Raw genomic sequence first — 18093 nt, forward strand, 5'->3', positions numbered from 1 at the left:
CTAAAAAACACTATTAATTTCAGCAACTTTCAAACAAGGAACCTGCATGCTAATTGGCAAAAGCTTTCGTCAAACTTTCATCAAGACCCGCATTTACCTGTCGATGGGAAGTGGGTAAAACCGGAGTCTGGCGATGGCGAAATGCCGTCTTTCTTCCCCCCTGCGGACCCCGAATGCGCATTCTGCTGGCAGAGCCCTTTTCCCCATGCCCGGACCGGCTGGCCGGACCGCTGCGGCATGCCGGTCATGCCGTCGACGTCATCGACGATGGCGCAATTACGGACATTGCGCTGGCCAGCGAGGACTACGCGCTGGCCATTCTCGACCTCGCCCTGCCGCGCATGGATGGCCAGGCCGTACTGTCCCGTCTGCGCGCGCGAGGCCAGCGGCTGCCGGTCCTGATGCTGGTCAGCGGCGAGCAGCCCGGCGACCGGGCGCGCATGCTCGATCTTGGCGCCGACGACTGCCTGAGCCGCCCGTTTGCCCTGGACGAGTTCGGGGCGCGACTGCGCGCCCTGCTGCGCCGTGCCCATGCCGGCAATGCCAGGGTTCTGGCCTGCGGGTCGCTGACGCTGGACACCACATCGCGGTTGTTCCAGCTTGACGAGGCACCGCTGTACCTGCCCCGGCGCGAGCAGGCCGTGCTGGAAATCCTGATGCAGAAAAGCGGGCGGCCGGTCAGCAAGGACCAGCTGTTCAATCAGGTCTTCGGGCTGGACGAAGAGGCCAATGTCGAAACCATCGAGCTGTACGTGCATCGCTTGCGCAAGAAACTCGCCGACAGTGGCGCCTCGATCCTGACCCTGCGCGGCATCGGCTACCTGCTCGAACCGGCCGGGGCTTCACCGCGCTGAGCGGGGGGCTTACACTGGCCACATGACTCCGCATACCGAATCCGACCTGTATGCGCTGCTTGATACCCTGCGTATCCCGTTTCAGCGCATCGAACACCCGGCTCTCGACCGCATTGCCGACTTTGACCAAGCCGGCATCTCGCTGCCGGGCCAGGGCATCAAGAACCTGTTTCTGCGCGATCGCAAGGGCAAGCGCTATTTCCTGCTGGTGGTCGGCGCCTACAAGACTGTCGACCTCGAACGGCTTGCGGCGCAGATCGACGTCAACCGGCTCGGCTTTGCCTCCAGTGAACGGCTGGAACAGTTCCTGGGCGTCAAGCCGGGCTCGGTCACGCCGTTCGGCCTGATCAACGATGGCGAACAGGCCGTCGAGCTGCTGCTCGACGACGGACTGGACCCTGACAAGCTGGTCGGTTTCCACCCGCTGGTCAACGACTCGACCGTCTGCCTGTCCTACGCCGATTTCCTGCGTTTTATCGACCATACCGGCCATGTCCCACGCCGCGTCAGTGCCTGAGCAGCCCGTCCGGCCGGCGATCGAACAGCCGGACTTTCAGCAGCATCGACAGCAAGGCCAGTGCGGCGAACAGCCAGCCGCTCCACAGCGCGCCCTGCATGCCGTTCGCACTGATAAAGCCGCCGCCCACCGCCGAGCCGAGCATCACCCCCAGATTGGCGGCTGAAATGTACAGGCTGGTGGCAAAGGCCGGCGCCTCCGGCGCCGCGCTGGTCAGCCACACCTGGCTGACCACCAGGCCGCTGGTGTGCACGGCGCCCCACAGCAGGCAGATGACGACCATCGCCACCAGCGAGGGCGAGCCCAGGGTGAACAGGACCAGATAGGCCCCGCCCAGTGCCAGCGGATACAGCACGGCCGTTCGCACCAGGTTTCGCCCGAGCAGGCGACCGGCCAGCAGGTTGCCGGCTACGCCGCCAACGCCGAACACCACCAGCAGGACGCTGATTGCCTCGCCGCCCAGACCGGTCACGCGGGCCAGGTATTCCGCCGCATAGCTGTAGACGGAAAACATCGTCGCAAACACCAGCACGGTGGACAGGATGTTGAGCCACAGTGCGGGTTTGCGCAGGACCGCCGATGACCGCCCGGCGGCGGATCGGCTCCCCGGCGCCCCTGCCGGCAGCATCAGCAGCAGACCGGCCCCCGCCACGCCGTTGACCAGCGCACAGAACAGGAACGACGCCTCCCAGGAGAAACGCGTGCCGATCCAGGCCGCAAGCGGTACCCCCAGCACCAGCCCCATGCTGGTGCCGACAAAGGCCATGGTGGTGGCGTGGGTGGCCCGCGATGGCGGATACAGCGCCACGGCGGCGGCAAAGGCCTGCGCGAAGAATACCGGGTGCAGCAGCGCCGGCACGATGCGCAGCAGCATCAGCGTGACGAAATCCGCCGCCCAGGCCGACAGCGCACTGCACGCGGCAAACACGAACAGCGATCCCGCCAGGACCCGGCGACGGTCGAATCGCGACAGCCACAGCACCATGAACGGTCCGCACACGGCCACGATCAGTGCGAACAACGCCACCAGCCAGCCGGCCCGGGCCACCGTGATGCCAAAACGATCGACGATCAGCGGCAGGATGCCGACCACGCCGAATTCCACGGCGTACAGACCGAACAGCCCCAGCGCAATAAAGAACAGCGGGCGGGCGGCGTTCATGGCTGCTTGCCGGACGCTGCCGCGTCCCCTCCGGCATAGACCGCGTCGCGCAATTCAGTGACAAAGCGGCCGGACATGCCCTCGTACAGCGTGTTGGTGAACGCGACCACACTCAGCCCGCACTGGCGGTCGACAAACCAGGAATGACCATAGGCCCCGCCCCAGCGCCAGGTGCCGGGAGACTCCGGCGAGGCGGCCAGCAGCGGATCGCGCAGTACGGAGAAACCGAGCCCGAAGCCGAAACCCGGCGCATTGGCCAGCGCCAGCTCGCCGGTCTGGTTGCGGCCCATTTCGTCCACCTGCGCAGCAGGCAGCAAGGGCGCCCCGCCCTGGCGCAGCACTTCCAGCAGCCGCAGCAGGTTGCCGGCGCTGCCGACCATGCCGGCCCCGGCAGACGGATAGGCATCGCGGTCGACCGCTCGTGCCGGCTGGAAGCGGATGCCGGCCGTATCCTCGAAAGCAGGCACGATATCCAGCTCCCGCATGCGCCTCGGCACCGGCGTGTCGCTGACATAGGCCGCCGCCAGCCGTCCGGCGTCGACGGCATGAAAGTCGGTGTCGTCCATCCCCAGCGGGACAGTCACCAGCGCCCGTACCGCCTGTGCCAGCGGCATGGCGCAGATCCGTTCGATCAGTGCGCCAAGCACGTCGGTCGCCAGCGAATAGCCCCAGCTGCTGCCCGGCACATAAGCCAGTGGCACACCGGCCAGCCGGCGCAGGTTCTCTGCCAGCGTGATGCCGGACCGATCCATGCCGTCGGAGATGCCGGCACGGGCATATGGCCCATCGCAATCGGCTTCAAGGAAGCGATAGCCGAGACCGGCGGTATGGCTCAGCAACTGGCGTGGCGTGATTTGCGCCGGCGTGCCATCGGCCAGCCGGGGCTGAAAATCGGGCAGCCAGCAGGTGATGGGCGCATCCAGCGTCAGCCGCTGCTGTGCCACCAGCACCATCGCCGCAGCGCTGACAATCGGCTTGGACACCGAGGCCAGCCGGAACAGCGTGTCCGCAGACATCGGCCGGCCGGCCTCGCGATCGGCCAGACCGGCGGCGCGCTGATGGCGCAACTGGCCATCCTGCGCGACCAGAACCACGGCCCCGACCAGCCGCTGCTCGCGCAGGGCCTGGTCAATGACGTGATCGATGCGGGTGGACAGGCTGCCCGGCAGGGGAACAGACGGAGGGAGCATGGAGAAACCTCGGCAATGAGTGGAATGCCGATGATGAAAGCCGCCAGACTAAAGAAAAAGTAGGCTAGTGTTCCTGGATATACGGAACTTTATGTCCGCAATAAAGGGGTGAGGCATGGATAGCCTGAACGGGGTCACCGTGTTTGTGCAGGTGGCCGACACGCGCAGCTTTGTCGCGGCCGGCCGCCAGCTTGGCGTGTCGGCCTCGGCCGTAGGCAAGAGCGTGGCGCGGCTGGAGGACAAACTCGGGGTGCGCCTGTTTCATCGCAGCACGCGCAGCATCACGCTGACAGCGGAAGGCACGCTGTTCCTGGCGCGCAGCCGGCGCATTCTGGCCGAGCTGGAAGCCGCCGAACTGGAGCTGTCGCACAGCGCCGCCGCGCCGCGCGGGCGCCTGCGCGTCAGCCTGCCACTGGTCAGTTCGCTAGTGCTGCCGGTGCTGGCCGACTTCATGCATCACTATCCCGAGATCGAGCTCGACCTCGATTTCACCGACCGGATGGTGGACGTGATCGACGAAGGCTTCGATGCCGTGGTGCGAACCGGCGAGCCCACCGACTCGCGGCTGTCGTCCCGCCTGCTGGGCCACTACCGGCTGCAACTGGTCGCTTCACCGGCGTATTTTGCCCGTCACGGCCAGCCCCTGAGCCCTGCCGACCTGGTCCGCCACCGCTGCCTGCACTACCGCTTTCCGAACTCCGGCAAGCTCGAAGCCTGGCCGTTCATCGGTGGCGACGCCGTGGCGCCGGTGCTGCCGACATCCATGATCTGCAACAACATCGAGACCCGGCTGTGCTTCGCCCTGCGCGGGCTCGGCATCACTTGCCTGCCCGACTTCGCCATCCGCGAGGCGCTGGCCGACGGCAGGCTGCAAAGCGTGCTCGACGAGCATGTCGACCACAGCGGCAGCTTCCGGCTGTTGTGGCCGTCGGGCCGACAGGCATCGCCAAAGCTGCGGGTATTCATTGATTTTCTTTGCGAGCGGGTTTTCGCATAAGCCGGCATTGCACAGACAAAAACCCCCTGCCGGATACGGCAGGGGGTTTTCCGTTTCTGCAACGCAGCGGGTCGATTACGCCATCAGCTGATTGGCGATCTCGCGCATGCCGGCGGACAGCATGGCCAGATCCAGCTGACCGTAGCCCTTCAGCTCGGCCTGGGTCTGGCGCACGGCGACCAGCGCGCCGTCACGGCCGGACAGCCAGCTGGACGCGTAGTCGTCGGCACCGCATGCCGGGCACGCCAGCGCCGTGCTGGCCAGTTCGCGATGCAGACGATACAGGTCGTCGCGCAGGGCGGTACGGGCCAGCGACTGCCAGCGGTTGTCGCGCGGCAGGCGCGTCACGGCCTGGCTCAGCCAGTCGAGTTCCAGTTCGCGACCGAGCGCATAGTAGGTACGCGCAGCCACCACCAGTTCGACGCCGCTGGCGCGGGCCAGTTCGATGATGTCGAAGAACGCCGGAACGAATTCCAGCCGCGCCAGCGTCAGTGCCAGGCTTTCCGGTACGCCAGCCTCGATCCAGGCCAGCTGGCGGCTGGCAACGCGGGTGTTCAGCGTCGTCGGCACCAGGTCCGGCAAGGCGGCGAGCAGGGTCTGCGCGCCATCGTGGAACTGGGCCACCGCATCGGCCACACCGCTGTAGTTCTTGCGATTGCGCAGCAGCCAGCGGCAGGCACGCTCGATCAGCGTGCGGATCTCGACCATCAGTTCGACCTGCAGGTCGGCCGGTGCCCGGTTGTCCAGCGCCTCGATCGCACGCCACAGGCTTTCGGCACCGAAAATGTGGTCGGCAGCCCAGAACGCGCGGGCGATATCGGCCGCCGGCAGGTTGGTTTCTTCCTGCATGCGGAAGGCGAAGGTCGCCCCCATCCGGTTCACTACCCGGTTGGCCAGCTGGTTGGCGATGATTTCGCGCCGCAGGTGGTGCGACTTCATCGCTTCGCCGAAGCGCTGCTGCAGCGGGTGCGGGAAGTAGTCGACCAGCACCGGTTCGAAGTCGGCGCCATCCGGCAGGTCGCTGGCCAGCAGCGCCTTGTCGAGCGAGATCTTGCTGTAGGCGAGCAGCACGGCCACTTCCGGGCTGGTCAGCCCCTGCTTGGCCAGGCGGCGCTCGTTGATCTCGTCGTCGTTCGGCAGGAACTCGATCTGGCGCTTCAGTTCGCCGGTCTTTTCCAGATGGCCGATCATGCGCTGCTGCGCATTCAGCATGCCCAGGCTGTTGGCGCGGTTGATCGCCAGGATCTGCGTCTGCAGGTAGTTGTTGCGCAGCACCAGCTGGCCGACTTCGTCGGTCATTTCCGCCAGCAGGTCATTGCGCTGCTTCAGCGTCATGTCGCCGGCCTGGATCACCGAACCCAGCAGGATCTTGATGTTGACCTCATGGTCGGAGCAGTCGACACCCGCCGAATTGTCGATGGCGTCGGTGCAGATCAACCCGCCCTTGCGCGCGAACTCGATGCGGCCACGCTGGGTCGCGCCCAGGTTGCCGCCCTCGCCGACCACGCGCACATTCAGGTCGCAGCCGTCGACGCGCAGGCCGTCGCTGGCGCGGTCACGCGCATCGGCATGGCTTTCACTGCTGGCCTTGATGTAGGTCCCGATACCGCCGTTGTACAGCAGGTCGGCTTCCGCCTTGAGGATCTCGTGGATCAGCTCGGTCGGTGCCATGCTGGTGCGCTCGGTCTTCAGCCACGCCCTGACCTCAGGCGTCAGCTCGATCGACTTGGCGCTGCGCGGGTAGATGCCGCCGCCCTGCGAAATCAGCGCCGCGTTGTAGTCGGCCCAGCTCGAACGCGGCAGATTGAACAGCCGTGCGCGCTCGGCGAACGAGGCAGCAGCATCCGGGTTCGGGTCGAGGAACACATGGCGATGGTCGAACGCGGCGATCAGCCGGATATGTTCGGACAGCAGCATGCCGTTGCCGAACACGTCGCCGGACATGTCGCCAATACCGATGACGGTAAAGTCCTCGTTCTGGATATCGCGGCCCAGGTGGCGGAAGTGGCGCTTGACCGACTCCCATGCACCACGGGCGGTGATGCCCATCTTCTTGTGGTCGTAGCCGGCCGAGCCGCCGGACGCGAACGCGTCGTCGAGCCAGAAGCCGTATTCGGCCGACACGCCGTTGGCAATGTCGGAGAACGTTGCCGTGCCCTTGTCGGCCGCTACCACCAGGTACGGATCGTCGGCATCCAGCCGCACCACGTCGGCCGGCGGCACGACCTTGCCGGTCACCAGGTTGTCGGTAATGTCGAGCAGGCCGGAAATGAAGGTCTTGTAGCAGGCGATGCCTTCAGCCAGCCAGGCTTCGCGGTCGGTCGACGGCGGCAGCTGCTTGCAGACGAAACCGCCCTTCGAGCCCTGCGGCACGATGACCGAGTTCTTGACCATCTGCGCCTTGACCAGACCCAGCACTTCGGTACGGAAGTCTTCCATGCGGTCGGACCAGCGCAGGCCACCGCGGGCGACCTTGGAGCCGCGCAGGTGCACACCCTCGACGCGGGTGCCGTAAACCCAGATCTCGTACAGCGGCTTCGGGTCCGGCAGGAACGGGATCGCACCGGATTCGAGCTTGAACGACATGTAGGCCTTCGGCTGGCCGTCGCGGGCAGTCTGGAAGTAGTTCGAGCGGCGAATGGCGAGAATGACCGTCAGCAGACCGTTGAGGATGCGGTCCTCGTCGAGGTTGGCCACATTGGCCAGTGCATCGCGGATCTCGCCCAGCAGCCGTTCCGCCTCTTCGGCGCTGGCGCGGGCCGGATTCTGCCGTGCGTGGAACAGCGCGACCAGACGGGTGGTGATGGCCGGATAGCCAGCCACGCACTGTTCGACATACTGCTGGCTGAAGGTCAGACCGGCCTGGCGCAGGTACTTGGCCAGCGCGCGGACCAGCGCGATCTCGCGCCAGTCGAGCCCGGCAACCAGCGCCAGGCGGTTGAAACCGTCGCTTTCCAGCAGCCCGCGCGAGATGGCCATCAGCACGTTCTGCAGGTTTTCGCGGGTGGCGTCGTCTTCCAGCGCTTCGGCGGCGACGTCGAGGCCGAAATCATTCAGCCACAGGTCGATGCCGTCGGCGCGGTTGACCCGGTACGGGCGTTCGTCCTGCACCTTGACGCCGAGGTTTTCCAGGATCGGCATGCTCTGCGACAGGCTGACCGGCGAACCGAAGCGGAACACCTTCAGGTGCCAGCCGCTGCCAAGCCGCGACAGCGGGCGGTAGAGCTTGAACGCGATCGGACGCTCGCTGGTCAGCGCGTCGAGGCGGGCGATGTCGGTCACGGCATTGCGCGGTGCAAACTCATCGCGATAGGCAAGCGGGAACGCAGCCTTGTACAGGTTCTGCAGCCGGTTGCCGTCTTCCTCGCCGCGCTGCTCGATCAGTTGCTGATGCAGCTCATCGACCCAGCCGCGTGCGACACGGGCGATTTCCGCTTCGATGTCGTCGACGTCGTATTCCGGCAGCGACGCGTCCTGGATATTGACGATGTAGTGCACGCGCGCCAGGTTGGCATCGGCCACCGAGACCGAGAACTCGCACGACTTGCCGTTGAAGGCGTCGAGCAGGATTTTCTCGACCCTGACCCGCAGTTCGGTATTGAAGCTGTCGCGCGGGATGAACACCAGGCAGCTGACGTAGCGGTGGTAGATGTCGGTACGCGCGAACAGGCGGACGCGCGGGCGTTCCTGCAGGTTGACCAGGCCCTGGGCGATGGTCAGCAGTGCATCGGTCGGGATTTCGAACAGTTCGTCGCGCGGATAGGTTTCCAGCACGAAGTTCAGCGTCTTGGCCTTGTAGCTGTCATCGACGAAGTCGCACAGCCGCACCACTTCGGCAATCTTGTGCCGCAGGATCGGAATGTCCTTCGGCGACGTGTGGTAGGCGCTGGCGGTGTACAGGCCGAGAATGCGGCGTTCGCCGACCACACTGCCGTCGGCGCCGAATTTCTTCACCGCCACGTAGTCGAGGTGGGCTGCGCGGTGGATGCGCGAAATCGACTGCGACTTGTTCAGCACCAGCGCCTGCGGATCGCGGGCACGGGCCTTCATCTGTTCCGGCAGTTGCTCGAAGCTGCCGGAGAACTGCTTGCCGCCCTGGTTGCGCAGGATGCCCAGACCGCTGTCGGCGACGATGCGCAGTGCATCGTGACCATCACGTTCGACGAGGTCATAGTCGCAATAGCCCATCAGCACAAAGTGGCTGTCGGCCATCCACTCCAGGAAGGCGGCTTCTTCAGCGTCGCCGGGACGGCCGGCCAGTTCGGTCTGCAGCTCGCCCAGACGCTCGCGCATCGCCGGCTGGTCGACCACGGCGGCACGCACCGCGTCAAGTACCTGCGCCAGTTCGGCGTTCAGGCTGTCCAGCAGTGCCGCGTCGGTCACGCGGTCGATTTCGATATGGATGAACGATTCCAGCGGCAGCGTGCGGTCTTCGGTGCGGCGGATCTCGGTAATGGCGCCGGCGGCATCGCGGCCGACCGACAGCACCGGGTGGACCAGTTCGTGCAGCGCCAGGTTGTGGCGGGCCAGGAACATCGCCAGCGAGTCGATCAGGAACGGCATGTCGTCATTGACGATCTCGATCACCGAGTGGGTCGACTGCCAGCCGTGGCGTTCAAGCTCCGGGTTGTAGATGCGCGCCTTGTGCGTGCCGGGCTGGCGAACGCGGGCGAATTCGATATGCGCCATCGCCGCGCCGAACAGATCCTGCGCGGACGAGCGCTTCAGATCGGCAGCTTCGGCTTCCTCGTAGTACGCGTGGAATACCGTCGCCATGCGTTTGGCCTGCTCTGCGGACAGCGACTGACGGGCTACGTCGTCGATTGCCGCAATCAACTGGGCCAACTCGGTCTTGTTATTGAGAGACATGATCTCCTCTTGAACGCCTTAGCGTTGTGTTGAAGGCTGCTGAGAGCGTCTTATGACCCCGCACACGGACCGTGACCGGCCGGCGGATGCGGGGACATGACACGCCCTGACATCGGACGTACAACCTGTGGATTCTAATCGTCAGTTGCGGCAACTCATTTCGGTTTTGCGACGCTGCATTACAGCCGGAGCGCAGGATTGTCCGACAAAAACCGGCGGAAAGCGACGCTGACGAAAACGCCAGTTTCGCCCTGGCGACACACATTTACAGCGCAAAAACACAAGAAAACACGAAACTTCGTCAATTATCGCGATCCAGGCAATGATTAACCAACAAACAGACCGGAAAACAGTTTTTTCACCTGCCGCGACCTTTTTGCGCCGAACTTCCCGCCCGGATCCACTTTTCATTGTGAGGGTAAAATCCTCATGACACTATCCGCTGGCCGCTTCCGTCAGCATGGCGGGGCAGGACCGGAGCCGGCAGCGCATGCGACAAGACATGCCGGACCGGGACAAGACAAGAGAGACAGAGATGAAGACACTCACCGCAGCCCTCGCCACCGCCGTGATGCTGGCCACCACCGCGGCCGGCGCCGAGACCCTCCGCTTCGGCATCGACGCCAATTATCCCCCTTTCGCCAAGCAGGGCGCGGACGGCAAGCTGCAAGGCTTCGATGTGGACATCTCCTATGCGCTGTGCACGGCCATGAAGGTCCAGTGCCAGATCGTGCCGCAGGACTGGGACGGTCTGATCCCGGCACTGAACGCCAACAAGTTCGATGCCATCCTGTCGTCGATGCAGATTACCGATGAGCGGCGGAAGGCGGTCGACTTCAGCCACAAGTACTACAGCACCCCGGCACGCATGGTTGCCCGCATCGGTACCAAAGTCGACCAGAATGCATTCCGGGGCAAGAAGATCGGCACGCTGCGCGCCTCGACGCAGGAAAAATTCGCACGCGACTACTGGGGCAAGGCCGGGGCGACGGTGGTGTCGTACGGCAAGGCGCCTGAAGCCTTCCTCGACCTGACTGCCGGCCGCATCGACGGCGTGTTCGTCGACAGCGTGGTCGGCGAGACCGACTTCCTCAAACGGCCGCAAGCAAAGAACTTCGCCTTCGTCGGTCCGTCGTACAACGATCCCAGGTACTTCGGCGACGGCGCCGGCATCGCCGTGAAGAAAGGCAACACCGTACTGGTGCAGCGCCTGAACAAGGCCATTGACCAGATCCGCGCCGATGGTACCTACAGGAAAATCCAGGACCGCTACTTCAACTTCGACGTATACGGCAAGTAAGCCGCGCCGACACCGGAGAGCCACGCATGGAATCCAGACGACACCCGCTGACCAGTCCCAGCCTCGGCACCCGCCGCGAGCTGACCAGCCTGCATTTCGGCGCCCCCGGCGCCGGGGGCAAGGTTTATATCCAGGCTTCGCTGCACGCCGACGAACTGCCCGGCATGCTGACCGCCTGGCACCTGCGCCAGCGGCTGACCGCGCTGGAGGCGGAAGGCCGCCTGCGCGGTGAAGTGACGCTGGTGCCGATGGCCAATCCGGTCGGCCTCGACCAGACCCTGCTCGGGGTACAGATCGGCCGCTTTGAACTCGGCTCCGGCCAGAACTTCAACCGCTACTATCCGGATCTCGCCGACGTGGTCCATGACGCCGTCGCCGGCCGGCTCGGCGCCGATGCCGGCGCCAACGTGCGGCGGGTGCGGGAAGCGCTGGCCGCGGCCCTGGCGCGGATCGCGCCGCAGAACGAGCTGGACAGCCTGCGGCTGACGCTGATGCAGCTGGCAGCCGATGCCGACGTGGTGCTCGACCTGCACTGCGATTTCAACGCCGGCCTGCATCTGTACACGCTGACACCGATGTGGCCGGACTGCGAGCCGCTGGCCCGCTATCTGGGCTCGTGCGCACAGTTGCTGGCAACCGAGTCCGGCGACTCGCCATTCGACGAAGCCTGCTCCGGCTTCTGGCTGAAGCTGCAGACACGGGTCGCCGCCCGGACACCAGCCACGCCAATACCGCTGTCCTGCCTTGCGGTTACCGTCGAGCTGCGCGGCCAGGACTACGTCGACCACGCACTGGCCGCGCAGGACGCCGACGCCATCATCGCCTTCCTGACCCATCGCGGTCTGGTGGCCGGCACGCCGCCGCCGCTGCCGGCGCTGCGCCATCCGGCCACGCCGCTGGCCGGCTCGGAGCCCCTGCTCGCCCCGCATCCCGGCGTGATCGCCTTTCATCGTGCGGCCGGCGAGACCGTCGCCGCCGGTGACGCGGTGGCCGACATCATCGATCCGCTGGAAGGCCGGGTCAGCACGCTGACCGCGCCGCGTGCCGGCATGCTGTACGTTCGCGAGCTGCGGCATTACGCCACCACCGGCATGTGGGTCGCCAAGATTGCGACCGCGGAAGCCTTCAGAACCGGCAAGTTGCTGAGCGCATGACCACCCCCGGTCAGGGGGCCGGCGCAGGCGGGCGCAGGCGCTGCGATGCACAACCGGATGTGCCGGCATGACGTCGCGTTTCGGGTTACACTCCGCACATTCCCGTCCCGTCCCGGCGTGCGCTCCACCCGGGGCGTGTGCCTCCTGCGCGTTGGCAACGCCTGGTGGCGAAGTTTTACCCGGCCCGGCCGATAAATCATGACGGGGCAATAGCCCGTACGACTTCGCCTCCCCGCCCTCGCCACCGCGAAGGCCCCGCCGACCACTGGCGGGAAGGGGTTGTCAGCAACCTCACGCATTGAACTCTCTGTGCCGACACCGCTCCGCAAACGCCCTTCCGCCCACGACAGCATCGCACCGCCGACCCGGCGCTACGGTTTCCTGTTATTGCCGCAGTTCTCGCTGTCCAGCTATGCGCTGGCACTCGATGTGCTCGACTGCGCCAATGACCGGGCCAAGCGCCCGTTGTTCGAGATGCTGACCCTGTCGCTCGATGGCAACCGGGTACGCGCAGCGAACGGCGTGCAGATGGCCGTCGACCTGACACCGAAGACCGCGCCGAAGCTGGACGGGATTTTCCTGTTCTCCGACGACCTGTCCGTCGATGTCGACATCGACGCGCTGTCGCAGGCGCTGTCGCCGTTCGCCCACGAACCGCTGCTGCTGGCCGGCATCGAGACCGGTGCCTACTGGATGGCGCGCGCCGGGCTGCTGAGCGGCTACCGGGCCACGATCCACTGGCAGGAAATGGCCCGCTTCTCCGAAGCGTTCGACGATGTGATCGTCAGCTCGAACCTGTTCGAGATCGACCGTGGCCGCGCTACCTGCGCCGGTGGTGCCGCGACGCTGGATTTCATGCTGGCGCTGATCAGCCAGCAGCATGGCAACGAGTTCGCCGCCGAGTTGTCCGAGCTGTTCAGCCTGGAACGCATCCGTCCCGGCAATGAACGCCAGCGCATTCCGCTGGCTACCCGCATCGGCGGCAGCCAGCCGAAACTGACCGAAGCCGTCAGCCTGATGGAAGCCAACATCGAGGAGCCGCTGTCAACCGATGACATCGCCTTCTATGTCGGCGTGTCGCGCCGCCAGCTCGAGCGGCTGTTCAAGCAGTATCTGAATACCGTGCCGTCGCGCTACTACCTTGAGCTGCGGCTGAACCGCGCCCGCCAGTCGCTGCAGCAAACCAGCAAGTCGATCGTGCAGATCGGCCTGTCGTGCGGCTTCTCCAGCGGCCCGCATTTCTCCAGCACCTACCGCAACCATTTCGGCATCACGCCGCGCGAGGAACGCGCGCAGCGCGCACTGCCGGGCCGGCACGCCGCCGAAGCCTGATTCGCATGCCCCCGAGATTGAAAAAAGCGCCCCGGGGCGCTTTTTTCAATCCATGACCGGCCTATTGCAGCAGATCGCCACCGACGCCCAGCAAGCGCGTCGCGGTGCCTCTGGTCATCTGCTTGCCGACCACCTTGTCATCCATGAACTGGACCAGCACGGCAGTATCGCCTTCGCGCCACATTGCCCCGCCGCCGTCGACGCCCATGAACTGGCCGCCGACCATCTGCGACGGCTCGCCGATGATTGCCGCCACCTCGCCACGGCTCATGCCGTCACGGATCTGGTCATAGTTGGCGCTGGTCAGCCGGGTGGTGCCGCAACCGGCCAGCAGCGCCACCAGCAGCACGACGGCAATGACAATGGCCGCAAGTGCGTAGTAGCGGGCCCGGTTGTTGCCGGGTTTGTCGCAGCAGGAAGGCATCGGGGGCTCCTTTTCCGGATGACGGGGGCGGCTGCCGATTATCCGCCCCGCCCGCTCAGTAATCCAGACCGAGGTACATGTAGCCGGTCAGCTGCCCCCCATCGGCATAGCCAAGGCCGATAAAGAACGGCCCCAGCAGGCTGTCGGCGACGGCAAACACCGAACCGGCCGGAATCCAGCGGTTGCGCTGGGTCAGCCCGTCCGGCGTGCCCCACACCCGTCCCGCTTCCAGCGACGCCCCCAGATACAGGCCGGTGCCGATCGCCGAGGGCAGCGTCGCCACCCGCCGGTAGCCCATCAGCCGCAGCAGCGCGGTACGGTCGCCAACCAGTTGCTCGTTCTTGTAACCGGACAGATTGAGAAAGCCCCCCAGCGAGAATGCATCGTCGCTCTTCAGGTCCTGCAGGTCGGAAATCGAACTGCCCTTCAGCGTGGCGCGGAACACGGTGTCCTTGTCCCACAGGAACGCCTTGTCCAGCCGCAGCTGCGCCGAATGCGAGGCCTCGCTCGCGCCCAGCGCCGGCACGCCCTTGTACGCGGATGCTGCCACCAGGAAGCCGTCGCGTGGCAGGCGCGGATTGTCGAACTGGTCGATCACCGCACTGGCGGTCAGGCCGCCGATCCGCTGCCGGGTCCGGTCGATGAAATTCGGGTCGCCAATGTCGCGCTCGACCCGGTCGTAGCCGGACACCACGCCCAGACGGACTTCGCCGTAGTTGCCGAGCGAGCGGCCGTACTCGACCGTGGCCCGCGCCGCTGCCAGGCGGAACTGGGCAGACTTGTCTCCGTTGGCGGTGTACAGCGTATACGGCCGATCGTGATAACCGATGCTGGCCGCCACGAAGTTGTTCGAATCGGCGGCAAACGGCTGGTAGAACTCCGTGCGCAAGCCATTGTCCTTGCCGAGCACGATGCTGTTGCGCCACTCGCCCCCCGCCTCGTTCACCCAGCGCCGGGTATGGCCAAAATACAGGTTGAAGGTCGAATCGCCTTCGGTTTCCCCGGCCAGTCCCATGCCGAAGCGCAGCACGTTCGGTGCAATGGCACGGTCCTCGGCCCGGACGTCCAGCGTGGTCGAGCCATCCTGGTCCTCGATCAGGCTGTAGTTCAGCCGCTCGTAGTCGCCTGTCGCATAACGCGCGCGCAGGGTGTGATGAAAGGCTTCGGTATCCAGCGGTTTGCCAACCAGCGGTTCGACATCGGCCGCCAGCAGGGTCGGATTGGCGATCCGGGTTTTCTGCACCTTGACGTGGTCGACAATCACCGGAGTCAGTGGCACGTCCCGATGGCGCTGCCAGGCCGAATACTCGTCCTCGCCGACCGACAGCCAGGCCAGATCGGCACGGCGCCGGGCAATGGCCTGCTGACCGAGTTCGGCCAGTTCGCGACTGGCGCTGAAGTCGGCGCTGGTGTACTGGCCGAGATCGGGCCGGATGACGATATCGCGTGCATCGAGCAGTTTCATCTGCTGCGCCACATTCTGCTGCACGCCGATATTGGTACTCTGGGCAATGACGTCGAAGACGGTGCGGATCTGATCCTTCTTCAGCGCGCGGGTACCGACATCGACCACGATCAGGATGTCGGCACACTGGTTCTTCAGGTTCTCGATCGGCAGCTGGCGCGCCAGACCGCCGTCGACCAGCAGGGTGTCCTTGTAGTCGACCGGCTCGAACAGTCCCGGCACCGCCATGCTTGCCCGCAGCGCGGTCGCCAGATCGCCACTGTTGAAGGTGACCGGCTGGCCGGTGATCAGGTCGGTCGCCATGGCCTGGAACGGAATCGGCAGCTTGCCGAAGTCCGGCACCCGCGCATCGCGCGCCAGCGAGCGGATGAACAGGTCGATTTCCTGCGAGTTGATCGCGCCACGCGGCAACCGCAACTGACCGTCGCTGAAACCGAAGCGCATGTTGAAATAGTTGACGAAGTCGTCTCGCTTGGCGCTGAACGGCACGTCGGCCCGATTCGGGCTGCCGGCCAGCATGCCGTCCCAGTCGGCATCGGCGAACGCTTTCTTCAGGGCCTCGATCGGCTGGCCGCTGGCATAGAAGCCGCCGATCAGCGCACCGGCCGACGCGCCGGAAATACAGTCGACAGGGATGCGCATCCGTTCCAGCTCGGCAATCACGCCGAGGTGGGCGAAGCCGCGCGCGCCGCCGCCGCCGAGCACCAGCCCGACCCGGGGCCGGGGCGGCGCGGGACGGCTGTCGGCCCCCGTCGCCGGCGGCGCATCGTCAGCCATGGCGGGCGCGGCAAGCCCCCAGCCGCCCACGACCATCAGAAGCGAAACGAAGAAACAGCAGAAACGCGTAGGCAAGGGCATGCAGAACCAGTAAGGGTGGATACGACCGCGGTGGGCCATGACATGCCGATCCGGCATGCGTCAGGTCGGCATTATATTGAACGGGAGCGGATTTTCCCGCCCCGCGTCAGTCGCATCGGCGTCGATGCTGCCGCTGGCAGGTTACAATCCGCTGTCCGCCTCCCGACTCCAGATACCCCGCATGTTCCCGAAACTCGTATTGGCATCGAACAATGCCGGCAAGCTCAAAGAATTTTCCGCCCTGCTCGCACCGCTCGGCATCGGTGAAGTGATCCCGCAAGGACAGCTTGATGTTCCCGAAACCGACGAGCCGTTTTCCACCTTCCTGGAAAACGCGCTGCGCAAGGCCCGCCACGCCAGCCGGCTGACCGGCCTGCCGGCACTGGCAGACGATTCCGGCCTGTGTGTCGATGCACTCGGCGGCCAGCCCGGCGTGCTGTCGGCCCGCTATGCCGGCGAACCGAAATCCGATGCGCGCAACAACCAGAAACTGCTCGACGAGCTGGGGGATCGCACCGATCGCGCCGGTCACTACTACTGCGTACTGGTGCTGGTCCGCCATGCCGACGACCCGCAGCCCATCGTCGCCGATGCGCTGTGGCGTGGCGAGATCCTCCGTGCGGCGCGCGGCGATGGCGGTTTCGGCTACGATCCGCTGTTCTGGCTGGCCGGGCATGACTGCTCGGTGGCCGAGCTCGATCCGGTGATCAAGAACCGTGACAGCCATCGCGGCCAGGCACTCGCGGCGCTGGTGAGCAAGCTCGGGGCTGTTGCCCGGTGAGCACGACCCTGGCCCTGCCCGGCGCCTCGGGCTGGCGGCTGGATGCACCGCCGCCGCTGTCGCTGTACGTCCATATCCCGTGGTGTATCCGCAAGTGCCCGTACTGCGATTTCAACTCGCATCAGGTCCGGGATGACCTGGACGAGACGCGCTATGTCGATGCGCTGCTGGCCGATCTCGATTGCGCGCTGCCGCTGGTCTGGGGACGCCCGCTGCGGACCATTTTCATCGGCGGCGGCACGCCGAGCCTGTTCTCCGCCGAGGCCATCGACCGGCTGCTGTCCGGCGTGCGGGCGCGGCTGCGACTCGACCCCGATGCCGAGATCACGCTGGAAGCCAACCCGGGCACGGCCGAAGCCGGCCGTTTCCGCGACTATCGCGCTGCTGGCATCAACCGGCTGTCGATCGGCATCCAGAGCTTCGATGCCCGCTACCTGACTGCGCTCGGTCGCGTGCATGACAGCCGCGAGGCACACCATGCCGCCGATCTGGCCGCCGATATCTTCGGCAATTTCAACCTCGATCTGATGTATGCACTGCCGCGCCAGTCGCTGGCCGATGCCCTGGCCGATGTCGATGCGGCGCTGGCCCATGCACCGACCCATCTGTCCTGCTATCACCTGACCATCGAACCGAACACGCTGTTCGCCCGCCATGTTCCGGCCAAACTGCCGGACGACGACACCTCGGCCGACATGCAGGAGGCCATCGAGGCCAGACTGGCCCGGGCCGGTTTCGAGCACTACGAAACGTCGGCGTTCTGTCGCCCCGGCCGGGCCGGCCGTCACAACCTGAACTACTGGGGTTTTGGCGACTACATCGGCATCGGCGCCGGCGCGCATGGCAAGATCACCCTGCACGACCGTGTCCTGCGGCAGATGCGTCACAAGCAGCCGGCCGCCTACCTGCAGGCAGTCGGGCGCGGCGAACCGGTACAGAACGAGCACGAGGTCGCACTGGCCGACCTGCCGTTCGAGTTCATGATGAACGCGCTGCGGCTGATCGACGGCGTGCCGAGTTCGCTATTTGGCGAACGAACTGGTCTGCCGCTGGCACGCATAGCCCGCCCGCTCGGCGAAGCGGTCGAGCGCGGCCTGCTCGACCCGGATCCGACCCGGCTGCGGCCCACGCTGCAGGGCCAGCGTTTCCTGAATGATCTACTCACCCTGTTTCTTCGAGAGGAAAACTGA

General features: G+C 65.6%; 13 protein-coding genes. 8 read left to right on the forward strand and 5 right to left on the reverse strand.

What is annotated here, in order from left to right; all coding sequences use genetic code 11:
• Window positions 1–173 precede the first annotated feature (173 nt).
• Window positions 174–854, forward strand: a complete 681-nt coding sequence (locus DFO50_RS07105; protein WP_028498339.1) for a winged helix-turn-helix domain-containing protein — start codon at window positions 174–176, stop codon at window positions 852–854.
• Window positions 855–876: 22 nt separating this feature from the next.
• A complete protein-coding gene (locus DFO50_RS07110; protein ID WP_028498340.1) occupies window positions 877–1371 on the forward strand; it encodes a prolyl-tRNA synthetase associated domain-containing protein in 495 nt (164 codons plus the stop codon).
• Here the strand turns inward: DFO50_RS07110 and DFO50_RS07115 are convergent.
• Both DFO50_RS07115 and DFO50_RS07120 read right to left on the reverse strand, forming a co-directional pair.
• Window positions 1361–2533, reverse strand: coding sequence for an MFS transporter (locus tag DFO50_RS07115; protein WP_112692256.1), 1173 nt, complete (start codon window positions 2531–2533; stop codon window positions 1361–1363). The two genes, DFO50_RS07110 and DFO50_RS07115, sit on opposite strands and share 11 nt — an antisense overlap.
• Window positions 2530–3723: a serine hydrolase gene (locus DFO50_RS07120; protein ID WP_107888579.1), complete on the reverse strand. Its 1194-nt coding sequence runs from the start codon at window positions 3721–3723 to the stop codon at window positions 2530–2532. The genes DFO50_RS07115 and DFO50_RS07120 overlap by 4 nt, the downstream gene beginning before the upstream one ends.
• Before the next feature lie 115 nt (window positions 3724–3838).
• Here DFO50_RS07120 and DFO50_RS07125 point away from each other — a divergent pair, with 115 nt between their 5' ends.
• Complete coding sequence (locus tag DFO50_RS07125; RefSeq protein ID WP_028498342.1) at window positions 3839–4720, forward strand: LysR family transcriptional regulator; 882 nt, start codon at window positions 3839–3841, stop codon at window positions 4718–4720.
• 75 nt (window positions 4721–4795) lie between these two features.
• On the opposite strand, the gene DFO50_RS07130 is transcribed toward DFO50_RS07125, so the two are convergent.
• Window positions 4796–9589, reverse strand: a complete 4794-nt coding sequence (locus DFO50_RS07130; RefSeq protein WP_028498343.1) for an NAD-glutamate dehydrogenase — start codon at window positions 9587–9589, stop codon at window positions 4796–4798.
• A gap of 535 nt (window positions 9590–10124) precedes the next feature.
• Between DFO50_RS07130 and DFO50_RS07135 the strand changes: the two genes are divergently transcribed.
• The 3 genes from DFO50_RS07135 (at window position 10125) to DFO50_RS07145 (ending at window position 13375) form a co-directional block, all read left to right on the forward strand.
• Window positions 10125–10889 carry an ABC transporter substrate-binding protein gene (locus DFO50_RS07135; RefSeq protein ID WP_028498344.1) on the forward strand — a complete coding sequence of 255 codons (765 nt, stop codon included), beginning with the start codon at window positions 10125–10127 and terminating at the stop codon, window positions 10887–10889.
• Between the two features lie 26 nt (window positions 10890–10915).
• A complete protein-coding gene (locus DFO50_RS07140; protein WP_028498345.1) occupies window positions 10916–12043 on the forward strand; it encodes a succinylglutamate desuccinylase/aspartoacylase family protein in 1128 nt (375 codons plus the stop codon).
• Between the two features lie 309 nt (window positions 12044–12352).
• Window positions 12353–13375 carry a GlxA family transcriptional regulator gene (locus tag DFO50_RS07145; protein ID WP_084299850.1) on the forward strand — a complete coding sequence of 341 codons (1023 nt, stop codon included), beginning with the start codon at window positions 12353–12355 and terminating at the stop codon, window positions 13373–13375.
• Window positions 13376–13436: 61 nt separating this feature from the next.
• On the opposite strand, the gene DFO50_RS07150 is transcribed toward DFO50_RS07145, so the two are convergent.
• Together DFO50_RS07150 and DFO50_RS07155 are read right to left on the reverse strand one after the other, a co-directional pair.
• Window positions 13437–13799, reverse strand: a complete 363-nt coding sequence (locus tag DFO50_RS07150; protein WP_051528686.1) for a hypothetical protein — start codon at window positions 13797–13799, stop codon at window positions 13437–13439.
• A gap of 55 nt (window positions 13800–13854) precedes the next feature.
• Window positions 13855–16041, reverse strand: coding sequence for a patatin-like phospholipase family protein (locus tag DFO50_RS07155; protein ID WP_158537413.1), 2187 nt, complete (start codon window positions 16039–16041; stop codon window positions 13855–13857).
• A 262-nt stretch (window positions 16042–16303) separates the two neighbouring features.
• Here DFO50_RS07155 and rdgB point away from each other — a divergent pair, with 262 nt between their 5' ends.
• Complete coding sequence (rdgB, locus tag DFO50_RS07160; RefSeq protein ID WP_028498348.1) at window positions 16304–16903, forward strand: RdgB/HAM1 family non-canonical purine NTP pyrophosphatase; 600 nt, start codon at window positions 16304–16306, stop codon at window positions 16901–16903.
• Window positions 16900–18093, forward strand: a complete 1194-nt coding sequence (gene hemW, locus DFO50_RS07165) for a radical SAM family heme chaperone HemW (RefSeq protein WP_036385258.1) — start codon at window positions 16900–16902, stop codon at window positions 18091–18093. The genes rdgB and hemW overlap by 4 nt, the downstream gene beginning before the upstream one ends.

Source organism: Microvirgula sp. AG722, from assembly GCF_003269145.1.
Lineage (GTDB): Bacteria > Pseudomonadota > Gammaproteobacteria > Burkholderiales > Aquaspirillaceae > Microvirgula > Microvirgula aerodenitrificans.